This window comes from Albidovulum sp. (genome assembly GCF_008933605.1).
In the GTDB taxonomy this organism is placed as follows: domain Bacteria; phylum Pseudomonadota; class Alphaproteobacteria; order Rhodobacterales; family Rhodobacteraceae; genus Albidovulum.
The window spans coordinates 1-11,738 of record NZ_WBUS01000105.1 but is presented as its reverse complement, the minus strand read 5'-3'; the positions used below and the strand labels follow the sequence as shown (position 1 = coordinate 11,738).

Genomic DNA, 11,738 nt, shown 5'->3' with positions numbered 1-11,738 from the left:
CCGCCACGGCGCGCGCCCTGGCCGGCGCGGCTCGTCGCCGGCCTCTTCCGCGCGGTCTGGCGCGTGATCTGGGGCATCGGCTGGCGGATCGCCGCGATGGGCGCCATCGTCACCGGCCTCGCCACGCTCTACTTCTACGCCCAGCTCCCGCCACTCGAGGCGCTGATCGATGCGCGCACGCGCGGCTCGGTCACCATGCTCGACCGCGAGGGCCAGGTCTTCGCCTGGCGGGGGGAGACCTTCGGCGGCACGATCACCGCCGACACCGTCTCGCCCGACCTGAAGAACGCCATCGTCGCGACCGAGGACAAGCGCTTCTACCGCCACCTCGGCATCTCGCCGCGCGGCATCGCCAGCGCGGTCCGCATCAACCTCGCCGAGGGGCGCGGCCCGCTCGAGGGCAACGGCGGCTCCACGATCACCCAGCAGGTCGCCAAGCTCATCTGCCTCGGCGTGCCCTACGATCCGAAGACCTGGAAGTCGGAGGCCGACTACGAGGCCGACTGCCGCCAGTCGAGCCTGATGCGCAAGATCAAGGAAGTGCCCTTCTCCTTCGCGATGGAGGCGAAGTACGGCAAGGACAGCATCCTGACGCTCTATCTCAACCGCGCCTATCTCGGCGCCGGCGCCCGCGGCTTCGAGGCGGCGAGCCAGCGCTATTTCGGCAAATCGGCGAACGAGGTCGGCCCGGCCGAGGCGGCGATGCTCGCCGGCCTCCTCAAGGCGCCCACGCGCTATGCGCCCACCGCCAACCTCCAGCGCTCGCAGGACCGCGCGGCGGTCGTGCTCGGGCTGATGCACGAACAGGACTACCTGACCGACGCGCAGTACCGCGACGCGCTGGCCAACCCGGCGCGGCTCTCCAAGGCGGCCGAGGCGCGGGCGGGCGGCTATTTCGCCGACTGGGTGATGGATGCCGGCCCCGCCTTCCTGACCCAGGACACGACCGAGGACGTGATCATCCGCACCACGCTCGACCAGTCGATCCAGAAGCGCGCCGAGGAGGCGCTGTCCTACGTCTTCGAGACCAAGGTGAAGGCGGGATCGAAGGCGCAGGCGGCCATCGTCGTCATGTCGGCCGACGGCGCGGTGCGCGCCATGGTCGGCGGCCGCGACAGCACCGTCAGCGGCGCCTTCAACCGCGCGACGCAGGCGATCCGCCAGACCGGATCGACCTTCAAGCCCTTCGTCTACGCCGCCGCGCTCGACATGGGCTACACGATGAACTCGCTCATCGACGATTCCCCGATCACGCTCTACGTCCAGGGCTCGGGCGAATGGACCCCGAAGAACTACGAGCCCGAATTCCACGGGATGATGACCCTCACCGACGCGCTCGCCCGGTCGGTCAATACCGCGACGGTGCGGCTCTCACAGGCCGTCGGGCTCGATGCGGTGCGCCAGGTCTCGGCCGACTTCGGGCTGCAGTCGGAACTCGCGCAGGGCCCCGCGATCGTGCTCGGCTCCTCGGGCGCGACGCTCCTCGACATGACGGGCGCCTATGCCGGGATCCTCAACGGCGGCTCTTCCGTGCATCCCTACGGGCTTCTGGAACTCCGCATCCAGGACGACGACGTGTCGCTCATGGGACAGGAGGGCGGCATGGGCGAGCGGGTGATCTCGGAAAGCGCCGCGCGCCAGCTCACCTACATGATGACACAGGTGATCGAGCGCGGAACCGGCCGGCGGGCGCGCGTCGAGGGGCACGAGGCGGCGGGCAAGACCGGCACCACCTCGGACTACCGCGACGCCTGGTTCATCGGCTTCACCGCGGATTACGTCGTCGGCGTCTGGATGGGCAACGACGACAACAAGCCCCTGACCGGCGTCACCGGCGGCGGCCTGCCCGCCGAGATCTGGCACGAGGTCGTGACGCGCATCGCGGCCGACCTTCCGCCCACGCCCCTGCCGATGATCCGTCCCGAGGACATGCCTGCGCCCGAATACGTGGGCCAGACCTGGCAGGCAGGCGGCGGCGCGGACCCCTATGCGGGCCAGCTGCAACCCTATCCCGGCCAGGCAGCGCCGCAACCGCAGCCCGGTGGCGGAGAAAGCCTCGTCGACATTCTCACCAACATCCTCGGCCGCCGCAACTGAGCCGCGGCCGCGCGGCGCGAATGCCAGGGGGCAGGCCTCAGCCCGCCTTCTGCAGCGCCGCCGTCAGGCGTCCGATGTCGCCCTTGTTGCGGTCCAGCATCGCGCCGATCTCGGTCCGCTCGGCCGCGAGCATGTTCACGCCCTCGATGATGATGTTGAAGAACAGGTCCTTGCCGGACTTGTCGAAGACATGCCAGCGCACCTCGAAGGGCGCCTGGCCCTTGAGATAGGCGACCGAGACCACCTCGAAGAAGCTCTTCAGCGGCCGCGCGTCCGTGACCTCGATCTTGCCGCCGATGAACTCGCGGAACCGCTTGCCGTACTTGCGCGAGATATAGCCCTGGAACGCCTTGACATAGGCGCCCATCACCGCCTTGTCGGCGCCCCGCCCCGCCGGGCCGAGCGCGCTCTGCGCGATGTAGCGGACGTCGGCGTAGCGGACGAAGATCTGCTCGAAGTCCTTGTACATCGCCGGTTCGGCCTTGCCCGAGTTGATCACCCGGTTCACATCGGCGATGGCCTTGTCGATCAGCGCCCGCGCCTCCCCCACGTTCAGCGCCGAGGCCGGCCCCGGCACCAGCGTCAGCGCCGCCATCGCAGGCAGCGCGGAGATCACGGCTCGGCGGGAAATGCTACTGTCCATAGGGGTCCTCGTACGGGTCGAACACTTCGGCCTCGATGCCGAGTTCGTAGTGGCGGTTCTGCAGATACATGAGCCGCATCTGCGCGTAGCTGTCTGCGCTTTGATATAGGATGTCGTCGATGACATCGCCATAACGCTGCCGGTCGGCGACCTTGCCGCCGAGCTTTGCCGCCGCGACGTAATATCTTTCCGGCTCGGGGAAGGCGCCGTTCATCGGGTCGATGACGAAATCGACGACCTTGCCGACAAGGTCGCGCTCCGTCGTCGGCCCGGCAATCGGCAGGACAAGGAAGGCGCCCTCCGGCGCGCCCCAGACATGCAGTGTCTCGCCGAAGTCGGTGTCCTCGGCGTGAAGCCCGACCGCTGTCGCCGGGTCGAGGAGGCCGCCGAGGCCCACCGTGGTGTTCATCACGAACCGCGCGGCATTCTTCACCGCCGGGTCGGGCCGCCCCTGCAGGAGGCTGTTGAGCACCGCCGCGGGCATCCCGAGGTTGTCGGAGAAATTCGCCACCCCCTCCGCCACCGGGGCGGGAAGGAAGGGCTTCCGGTCGGGTTTTCCGCCGCCGAAGACCGCCCGGTCGAGCGCCAGGTTGGTCTCGTGCACTGCGCGGTTCTGCGTCTCGTAGGGATCGTTGAACTCCGTCCCCGGCTGCTGCGTCGCGCAGCCCGCCAGCAGCAGCGCCGCCGTGGCAGTGAAGCCTGCGGCGCGACCGCGCCCCGAACTCGGCAATGGATTTCTCAACATTTTGTTCCTATCTTCGCGCGAAATCGCCGGTCGTGCGACGCCGACCGGAACAAGGCTTAAAAGCCCTGCCCGCCCGAGGCAAGGCTTGCACCGGGCCTATGTCGGGATCGGCGGAAAATCCGCCGGGGCAGGAGACCGTGATGAGGCGAGACATATCGGCCCGGGGGCGGGAGGAACTTGGCGCAGCCCGGTCCGAGGGGCGCGGGCTCTTCGCCGCCGTCGCGCTCTTCTCGATCTTCGTGAACCTTCTCATGCTGACCGGCCCGCTCTTCATGCTGCAGGTCTACGACCGCGTCCTCGGCAGCCGGTCGCAGGAGACGCTCGCCGCACTCTTCGCGCTCGTGGTCTTCCTCTTCCTGATGATGGGCCTGCTCGACCTCGCGCGCGGCCGCATCATGACCCGCCTCGCCGCGCGGTTCCAGGCCGCGCTCGACCGCCGCGTCTTCACCGCGGCCCTCGCCCGCGCGGCGCTCGTCCCCGGCGATCCGGCCGCCGCCTCGGGCCTGCGCGACCTCGAGGCGATCCGCGCGCTGCTCGCGGCACCGGTCTTCCTCGCCCTCTTCGACGCGCCCTGGGCACCCATCTTCCTTGCCGCCGTCTTCATCTTCCATCCCTGGCTCGGCTGGACGGCGGTCGCCGGCGGGCTCGTCCTCGTCCTCGTCACCGCGCTCAACCAGGCGACCACCCGCCGCGCAGTGCTGGCCGCCAACGCCGCAAGCGTCCGGGCAGAGCGGATGGCGGACCAGCTCCGCGACGAGGCCGACCTCGTGCAGAGCATGGGGATGCGGGGAGCGAGCTTCGAACGCTGGTCCACCCGCCGCGGCGCGGCGCTCGCCGCGGCCGTCGCCGCCTCCGACCAGTCGGGAGTCTACTCGATCTTCTCGCGCACCTTCCGGCTCTTTCTGCAGTCGGCCATGCTCGCGGTCGGCGCGCTCCTGGTGCTGAAGGGCGAGCTTACGCCGGGCGCGATGATCGCCTCGTCGATCCTGATGGGCCGCGCGCTCGCGCCCCTCGAACAGGCGGTGGCGGGCTGGACGCTCGTCCAGCGCGCGCAGGAGGCCTGGAGCCGGCTCGCCGCGCTTCTCGCCGCCGCCCCCCCCGAGGCGCCGCGCACCGTGCTGCCCCGGCCGCGCGCGGTGCTGGAGGCGAACCAGCTTACCGTGGTGCCGCCGGGCCAGTCGCAGGCCGCCCTGCGCATGGTCTCCTTCCGGCTCGAACCCGGCCAGGCGCTCGGCGTCATCGGCCCTTCGGGCGCGGGCAAGTCCACGCTCGCCCGCGCCCTCACCGGCGTCTGGCGCCCCGCGGGGGGCTGGATCCGGCTCGACGGCGCGACGCTCGACCAGTACGACCCCGACGTTCTCGGCGCCCATGTGGGCTACCTGCCGCAGCGGGTGACCCTCTTCGACGGCACGATCGCCGAGAACATCGCGCGCCTCGCCCCCGTCCCGAACGATGCCGCCGTCGTCGCCGCGGCACAAAAGGCGGCGGCGCACCAGATGATCCTCGACCTGCCCGACGGTTACGACACGCGCGTCAGCCAGGCCGGCGGGCGGCTTTCGGGCGGGCAGATACAGCGCATCGGCCTGGCCCGCGCGCTCTACGGTGCCCCGGTGATCCTCGTCCTCGACGAGCCGAACTCCAACCTCGACAACGACGGCTCGATGGCGCTCAACGCCGCGATCCGGGCGGTCAAGGCGGAGGGGGGATCGGTCCTCATCATGGCGCACCGGCCCGCCGCGATCCAGGAATGCGACCAGCTTCTCCTCCTCGACGGGGGCGTGCGGCGCGCCTACGGGCCGCGCGACGAGGTGTTGCGGGCGATGGTGAAGAATGCGGGCGACATCGTGCGCGCGCCGGGGCCGGGAGGCGTGACATGACCGCCAGGGTGCCTTCATCGCGCGGGCCGGTCCTTCTCGGGCTTGTCGCGCTGGCCCTCCTTCTCGGCGGTTTCGGCCTCTGGTCGGCCACCAGCCAGATCGCCGGCGCGGTCGTCGCCGGCGGCCAGGTGGAGGTGGAGCAGAACCGCCAGGTCGTGCAGCACCCCGACGGCGGGGTGGTGGAGGAGATCCTCGTCAAGGACGGTGATCTCGTCGCGGCGGGTGCGCCCCTCCTCCGGCTCGATGGTGCGCTCCTAAGATCCGAACTCGCCATCGTCGAGGGCCAGTTCTTCGAAATCCTAGCCCGTCGCGGCCGGCTCGAGGCGGAACGCGACGATGCGGCTTCCGTGACCTTTCCCGAGGAACTCGCCCGCTTCGCCGAGGGCCGGCCCGAAATCGCCGCGCTGATGGCCGGGCAGGAACGGCTCTTCGCTGCCCGCGCCGAGACCGAGGCGAACGAGATCGACCAGCTCCGGCGTCGCAGCGCCCAGATCGCCAGCCAGATCGCCGGCATTGCCGCCCAGCGTGCGGCGACCGACAGCCAGCTTGTGCTCATCGGCAAGGAACTCGCCGACCTGACCGGGCTGCTCGACAAGGGGCTCACCCAGGCCGGCCGGGTCCTCGCGCTCGAGCGCGAGAAAGCCCGGCTCGAAGGCGTGGCGGGCGAACTCGACGCGACCCGCGCCGAGGCCGAGGGCAAGATCACCGAGATCGACATCGAGGTCCTGAAGCGCGGCAGCACCCGGCGGGAGGAGGCCAACACCCAGCTCCGCGACCTCGGCTACCGCGAGCTCGAACTCGCCGAGCGGCGCCGGACCCTGTCCGAGCAGATCGACCGGCTCGAGATCCGGGCGCCGGTCTCGGGCGTCGTGCATGCGCTCCAGGTGACCACGCCGCGCTCGGTGATTCGCGCCGCCGACCCGGTGCTCTACCTCATCCCGCAGGACCGCCCGCTGGTCATCGCGGCGCGGGTCTCGCCGGTCCACGTGGACGAGGTCCGCGTCGGCCAGGAGGTCACGCTGCGCTTCGCAGCGCTCGACAGCCGCACGACGCCCGAACTTCTCGGCCAGGTCGCCCGCGTCTCGGCCGACGCCCTGACCGACGAGGCGAGCCGATCGGCGTATTACCGCGCGGAGGTGACGCTGGAGCCGGGCGAGCTTGCGAAACTTGCCGGACATGCCATCATTCCCGGGATGCCCGTCGAGGTGTTCATACGCACCGGCGAACGCACGCCGCTGGCCTATCTCGTCAAGCCGCTCGCGGAGTATTTCAACCGTGCCTTCCGGGAAAGCTGACAGCCCGATCACGATCCGCCCGGCCCGGCCCGGAGAGCTTGCCGAACTGTCGATCCTCTGCATCAGGTCCAAGGCGGTCTGGGGCTACAGCGCCGATTTCCTCGCGGCCTGCCGCCCGAAGCTGGCGCTTCGCGCCGAGGATCTCGCCACCTCCCATGTCGCGGTTGCGCGCCGCCGCGGACATGCGATGGGCGTCCTGCAACTGACCGTGCAGGGCGACAGCGCGACGCTCGGCAAGCTCTTCGTCGAGCCGCAGGCACTCCGCACGGGGATCGGCCGCGCGCTCTTCGCCGAGGCCGTTCGGGCGGCGCGCGACGCCGGCGCCCGAACCCTCGTCATCGACAGCGACCCGGCGGCAGCCGGCTTCTTCCGCCGCATGGGCGCGACCGCCGCGGGCGAGGTCGCCTGCGACTGCGTCCCCGGCCACACCCTGCCGCAGCTTCTCCTCGCGCTCTGAGGCCGCACGCCCTTCCGCCGCGCGCGCCACGCCGCTAACCTGCCGACCCGAACGGATTCGCGCCTTGGAGGGCGCAGAGGAGGACCCCATGGCCGGAACCATCGACACCCGTCTGAGCGAGCTCGGGCTCACGCTGCCCGACGCCCCCGCGCCGGCGGCCAACTACGTGCCCTTCGTGCGCGCGGGCGATCTCCTCTTCGTCTCCGGCCAGATCTCGCAAGGCCCCGCCGGCCTGATCAAGGGCCGGCTCGGCGAGACGATGGACGTGGCCGAGGGCGCCGAGGCCGCCCGGCGCTGCGGCCTCAGCCTCCTCGCCCAGGCGCGCGCGGCCCTCGGCGGCGATCTCGACCGGATCGTGCGGGTGGTGAAACTCGGCGGCTTCGTGAACTCCACCCCCGACTTCACCGACCAGCCCAAGGTGATCAACGGCTGCTCGGACCTCATGGTCGCGGTCTTCGGCGAGGCCGGGCGCCACGCCCGCGCCGCGGTCTCGGCCCCCGCCCTGCCGCTCGGCGTCGCGGTAGAGATCGAGGCGGTCTTCCAGGTCGCCTGATGTCCGCCCCGCGTTCCGCACCGCCTCGCCCCGTGCCGCTGCCTGCGGCCTTCCTGCGCGCGCCCATCGCGCACCGGGCGCTGCACGACCGCAAGGCGGGACGGCCGGAGAACTCGCCCGCCGCCTTCCGTGCGGCGGTCGACGCGGGCTATGGCATCGAATGCGACATCCAGCCCTCGGCCGACGGCGTCCCGATGGTCTTTCACGACTACGACCTGCGGCGGCTCACCGGCATTCCCGGACGCGTCCGCGGCCTCACCACCGCGAAACTCCGGGCGCTCCGCCTCCTCGACGGCGACGACGGCATCCCGACGCTGGAGGAGATGCTGGCGCTCGTCGCCGGCCGCGTGCCGATCCTCATCGAGATCAAGGACCAGGACGGCGACATGGGCCCTGCCGTCGGCCCGCTCGAACGCGCGGTTGCCGGGGCGCTCCAAGGTTACGCCGGGCCGGTCGCGGTCATGTCCTTCAACCCGCATTCCGTCGCCGCCCTCGGCGAGGCGGCACCGGAGGTCCCGCGCGGGCTCACCACCTCGGCCTACACTGCCGAGGACTGGCCGCTGCTGACGCCCCGGGCCCGCGACCGGCTCCGCGACATCCCCGATTATGACGCCGTCGGCGCGAGCTTCGTCAGCCACGAGGCCGCCGACCTCGCCCGCCCGCGCGTGGCGGAGCTGAAAGCGCGCGGCGCGGCCGTCCTCTGCTGGACGATCCGCTCGCCCGAGGCCGAGGCCACGGCCCGCCGCGTCGCCGGCAACGTCACGTTCGAGGGCTACGCCGCCACCCTCCCGGCTTGACGCCCCCGGCGACGCGCCCCACTTCGGGCTGGCAGGAGCCCGCGCCATGGACGACATCAGCCTCGAAGTTACGGCCCATTCCGGCCTCGGCGGGATCGCCCCGGCCGAGTGGGACGCCTGTGCCTGCCCGGAGACGGCGGCGGGCGGCCGTCCCCTCGACCCGTTCACGACGCATCGCTTCCTCTCCGCCCTCGAACGCTCCGGCTCGGTCGGGAAGGGCGCCGGCTGGCAACCGCACCACCTTGTCGTCCGCGCCCTGGGCTCGCCCGTCGCCGTCATGCCGCTCTACGCCAAGAGCCACAGCCAGGGCGAGTACATCTTCGACTGGAACTGGGCCGACGCCTTCGAACGCGCCGGCGGGCGCTACTACCCGAAGCTCCAGTCGGCCGTCCCCTTCACCCCGGTGACCGGCCGGCGCTTCCTGGCGAAACCTGGCTGGGAAGGTCCGGGCCGCGCCGCGCTCCTCCACGCGTTGGTGCAGATCGCCGCCGACAACCGGCTCTCCTCGGCGCATGTCACCTTCTGCACCGCCGAGGAGGCGGAGGCGGGTGCCGCCCAGGGCGTCCTGCGGCGGAAAAGCCAGCAGTTCCACTGGCTGAATGCCGGCTACGCCGACTTCGACGCCTTCCTCGCCGCCCTCGCCTCGCGCAAGCGAAAGGCCATCCGCAAGGAACGCGCGACCGCGGCGGCCTTCGGCGGCACCATCCGAAAGCTCACCGGCGCCGAGATCGAGCCGCGCCACTGGGACGCCTTCTGGGCCTTCTACCAGGACACCGGCAGCCGCAAGTGGGGCCGGCCCTACCTCACCCGCGCCTTCTTCGACGAGATCCACGCGACGATGCGCGACGACGTGCTCCTCGTGCTGGCCGAACGCGGCGGGCGACCCGTGGCCGGCGCGCTGAACTTCCTCGGCCGCGACACGCTTTTCGGCCGCTACTGGGGCGCCGTCGAGGACCACCCCTGCCTGCATTTCGAATGCTGCTACTACCAGGCCATCGACCACGCCATCGCCCGGGGTCTTGGCCGGGTGGAGGCCGGCGCGCAGGGCGAACACAAGCTCGCGCGCGGCTATCTTCCGGTCGAGACGCATTCGCTCCACTGGATCGCCGACACCTCGTTCCGGGCCGCCGTCGCCCGCTTCCTCGATGCCGAGGCGCAGGCCGTGGGGCAAGAGATCGAGGTCCTGACCGACTACGGCCCCTTTCGGCGCGGGGACCGCCTGGACTGACCGCGCAGCGCCGCCACCGGCAGATTCCTGCCCCCGGGGCATTGAAACTCTTCCCCGCGGCCCGGACAATCGCCCTCACGACAGGGAGACCCGAATGACCGACTCGCTCATCCTCTATTCCAACCCGATGTCGCGCGGCCGCATCGCCCGCTGGATGCTCGAAGAGGTGGGCCAGCCCTACGAGGTGCGCTATCTCGACTACGGCCCGGCGATGAAGTCCCCCGGCTACCTTGCGATCAACCCGATGGGGAAGGTTCCCGCGCTCGTTCACGGCGACCGCGTCGTTACCGAATATGCCGCGATCTGCGCCTATCTCGCCGACGCCTTCCCCGAGGCCGGGCTCGCGCCCGAGGACCGGTCCGCCTACTACCGCTGGCTCTTCTTCGGCGCCGGTCCCTTCGAGGCCACGGTGATCATGAAGGCCCTCGCCGTCGAGGTCCCGGAGGAGCGGCGGGGCATGGTCGGGTTCGGCGCGCTTGCCACCACGCTCGATGCGCTCGAGACCCAGCTCGCCCGCACCCCCTACCTCGCCGGCGATGCCTTCTCGGCCGCCGACGTGGCCACCGGCTCGCAAATCGGCTGGGGCCTCAGGTTCGGCACGATCGAGCCGCGCCCGGTGCTCCAGGCCTATTGGGAGCGCATCAGTGCCCGCCCCGCGCTCCAGCGCGCCAACGACGCCGACAACGCGGCGATGCCGCCGAAAGCCGGCTGAACCCGAGGGAGGACCACATGAGCCAATCCGCACTCCTGCCGCAGGGACCTGAACGCGAAGCCGCGCTCGGCCGGCTCGGCGCCACCGGATGGCGCGCCGCCGAAGGCCGCGACGCGATCCGCAAGATCTGGAAGTTCAAGAGCTTCTCGGAAGCCTGGGGCTTCATGTCCCGGGCCGCACTCGCCGCCGAGAAGCTGAACCACCACCCGGAATGGACCAATATCTACAACACCGTCGACGTGACGCTCATCACCCACGACTGCGGCGGGCTCTCGGCGCTCGACCTGACGCTCGCGCTCCGCATGGACCGGCTCGCGGGCGAGGCCGAGGTGCAGACCGACCACGGCGAGCCGGTCACCTGCCTGTGTGAACTCCACGCCCGCGACGGCGGGCCGGACCGGGACTAGGCCGGGCCGTGTGGGACGCCGCCGCCCACTCCTTCCTCGCCCCACGCGGGGGAGGGATGGGGAGGGAGGAGCCCCCGCCCCGCCGCGCTACATCGCCTCCAGCAACGCCTCGCCGGTCGAGATGTTGCACTCGCCGGGCTTGTCGACCTGCACATGCGTCACCACCCCGTCCTCGACGATCGCCGCATAGCGGTTCGACCGGCCGTAAAGACCGATGGCCGGTGCGTCGAAGGCCATGCCGAGTGTCCGGGTGAAGGACCCGTCGCTGTCGCCGAGAAGGGTGATCCCGGCCGCCGCGGCCCCGGTCGCCTCCCCCCAGGCCTTCAGCGCGAAGGGATCATTCACCGCCACGCAGACGATCTCGTCCACGCCCTTCTGGCGGAACCTGTCGGCGGTGCGGACGAAGCTTGGCATGTGCACGGTGGAGCAGGTGCCCGTATAGGCGCCCGGCAAGCCGAAGAACACGACCCGGCGCCCCTTCAGCCTTTCGCCGAGATCGACCTTTTCCGGCCCCTTCTCCCCCATCCGCAGCATGGTCGCCGCGGGCAGCCGCTGCCCCTTCTCGATCCCCATCGCAAATATCCTCACGCGTTGCGTTTTCCGGTCCCGACGATATAGGGTCCGCCGCGCGGGCCACCAGAGGGGAAAACACATGCGCGGGATCGTGATCGTCGGCGCCGGACAGGCAGGCGCCTCGCTTGCCGCCAGACTCAGGGCGCTCGGCTACTCCGGGGCCGTCACGCTGATCGGAGAGGAGCCGCAGCCCCCCTACCAGCGCCCGCCCCTGTCGAAGGCCTACCTGCTCGGCGAGATGGAGCTGGAACGGCTCTACCTTCGCGCCCCCTCGTTCTGGGCGGAACAGGGCGTCACCCTGCGCCTCGGAACGCTGGTCGAGGCGCTCGACACGGCGGCGCAGACCCTCCGCCT

Annotated in this window: 13 protein-coding genes; 10 read left to right on the top strand and 3 right to left on the bottom strand. The window is 71.0% G+C overall.

Features of this window, described 5'->3' with window-relative positions; translation table 11 throughout:
* The coding region (locus F9K34_RS13310) for a transglycosylase domain-containing protein (RefSeq protein WP_291337456.1) at window positions 1-2,097 on the top strand (2,097 nt) is incomplete at its 5' end.
* A 37-nt stretch (window positions 2,098-2,134) separates the two neighbouring features.
* On the opposite strand, the gene F9K34_RS13305 is transcribed toward F9K34_RS13310, so the two are convergent.
* Both F9K34_RS13305 and F9K34_RS13300 read right to left on the bottom strand, forming a co-directional pair.
* Complete coding sequence (locus tag F9K34_RS13305) at window positions 2,135-2,692, bottom strand: MlaC/ttg2D family ABC transporter substrate-binding protein (protein WP_291337455.1); 558 nt, start codon at window positions 2,690-2,692, stop codon at window positions 2,135-2,137.
* A 37-nt stretch (window positions 2,693-2,729) separates the two neighbouring features.
* Entirely contained in the window at window positions 2,730-3,485 is a 756-nt protein-coding gene (locus F9K34_RS13300; protein ID WP_291337454.1) for an MlaA family lipoprotein, read from the bottom strand.
* 140 nt (window positions 3,486-3,625) lie between these two features.
* Between F9K34_RS13300 and F9K34_RS13295 the strand changes: the two genes are divergently transcribed.
* The 8 genes from F9K34_RS13295 to F9K34_RS13260 all read left to right on the top strand — a co-directional run bounded on the left by F9K34_RS13295 (window position 3,626) and on the right by F9K34_RS13260 (window position 10,811).
* Complete coding sequence (locus F9K34_RS13295) at window positions 3,626-5,362, top strand: type I secretion system permease/ATPase (protein ID WP_291337453.1); 1,737 nt, start codon at window positions 3,626-3,628, stop codon at window positions 5,360-5,362.
* On the top strand, window positions 5,359-6,657 hold the full coding sequence (locus F9K34_RS13290) for an HlyD family type I secretion periplasmic adaptor subunit (protein ID WP_291337452.1): 1,299 nt from the start codon (window positions 5,359-5,361) through the stop codon (window positions 6,655-6,657). Before F9K34_RS13295 ends, F9K34_RS13290 begins: the two co-directional genes overlap by 4 nt.
* Window positions 6,638-7,114: a GNAT family N-acetyltransferase gene (locus F9K34_RS13285; RefSeq protein WP_291337451.1), complete on the top strand. Its 477-nt coding sequence runs from the start codon at window positions 6,638-6,640 to the stop codon at window positions 7,112-7,114. Before F9K34_RS13290 ends, F9K34_RS13285 begins: the two co-directional genes overlap by 20 nt.
* A gap of 88 nt (window positions 7,115-7,202) precedes the next feature.
* A complete protein-coding gene (locus F9K34_RS13280) occupies window positions 7,203-7,667 on the top strand; it encodes a RidA family protein (RefSeq protein ID WP_291337450.1) in 465 nt (154 codons plus the stop codon).
* 32 nt (window positions 7,668-7,699) lie between these two features.
* Complete coding sequence (locus F9K34_RS13275) at window positions 7,700-8,464, top strand: glycerophosphodiester phosphodiesterase family protein (RefSeq protein ID WP_291337449.1); 765 nt, start codon at window positions 7,700-7,702, stop codon at window positions 8,462-8,464.
* Window positions 8,465-8,510: 46 nt separating this feature from the next.
* Window positions 8,511-9,692 (top strand): GNAT family N-acetyltransferase, encoded by a 1,182-nt coding sequence (locus tag F9K34_RS13270; protein WP_291337448.1) that lies wholly within the window; start codon window positions 8,511-8,513, stop codon window positions 9,690-9,692.
* A gap of 94 nt (window positions 9,693-9,786) precedes the next feature.
* Entirely contained in the window at window positions 9,787-10,404 is a 618-nt protein-coding gene (locus F9K34_RS13265; protein ID WP_291337447.1) for a glutathione S-transferase family protein, read from the top strand.
* 17 nt (window positions 10,405-10,421) lie between these two features.
* Window positions 10,422-10,811 (top strand): 4a-hydroxytetrahydrobiopterin dehydratase, encoded by a 390-nt coding sequence (locus tag F9K34_RS13260; RefSeq protein WP_366557905.1) that lies wholly within the window; start codon window positions 10,422-10,424, stop codon window positions 10,809-10,811.
* 87 nt (window positions 10,812-10,898) lie between these two features.
* On the opposite strand, the gene F9K34_RS13255 is transcribed toward F9K34_RS13260, so the two are convergent.
* Window positions 10,899-11,384, bottom strand: coding sequence for a peroxiredoxin (locus F9K34_RS13255; RefSeq protein WP_291337446.1), 486 nt, complete (start codon window positions 11,382-11,384; stop codon window positions 10,899-10,901).
* Window positions 11,385-11,463: 79 nt separating this feature from the next.
* Between F9K34_RS13255 and F9K34_RS13250 the strand changes: the two genes are divergently transcribed.
* Window positions 11,464-11,738, top strand: a 275-nt coding sequence (locus tag F9K34_RS13250; protein WP_291337445.1) for an FAD-dependent oxidoreductase, incomplete at its 3' end; no start/stop codon positions are given.

Coding starts and splice junctions, on each gene's coding strand:
- F9K34_RS13305 (WP_291337455.1), bottom strand. CDS start 2,692: ATGGCGGCGCTGACGCTGGTGCCGGGGCCGGCCTCGGCGCTGAACGTG.
- F9K34_RS13300 (WP_291337454.1), bottom strand. CDS start 3,485: ATGTTGAGAAATCCATTGCCGAGTTCGGGGCGCGGTCGCGCCGCAGGC.
- F9K34_RS13295 (WP_291337453.1), top strand. CDS start 3,626: ATGAGGCGAGACATATCGGCCCGGGGGCGGGAGGAACTTGGCGCAGCC.
- F9K34_RS13290 (WP_291337452.1), top strand. CDS start 5,359: ATGACCGCCAGGGTGCCTTCATCGCGCGGGCCGGTCCTTCTCGGGCTT.
- F9K34_RS13280 (WP_291337450.1), top strand. CDS start 7,203: ATGGCCGGAACCATCGACACCCGTCTGAGCGAGCTCGGGCTCACGCTG.
- F9K34_RS13270 (WP_291337448.1), top strand. CDS start 8,511: ATGGACGACATCAGCCTCGAAGTTACGGCCCATTCCGGCCTCGGCGGG.
- F9K34_RS13265 (WP_291337447.1), top strand. CDS start 9,787: ATGACCGACTCGCTCATCCTCTATTCCAACCCGATGTCGCGCGGCCGC.
- F9K34_RS13260 (WP_366557905.1), top strand. CDS start 10,422: ATGAGCCAATCCGCACTCCTGCCGCAGGGACCTGAACGCGAAGCCGCG.
- F9K34_RS13255 (WP_291337446.1), bottom strand. CDS start 11,384: ATGGGGATCGAGAAGGGGCAGCGGCTGCCCGCGGCGACCATGCTGCGG.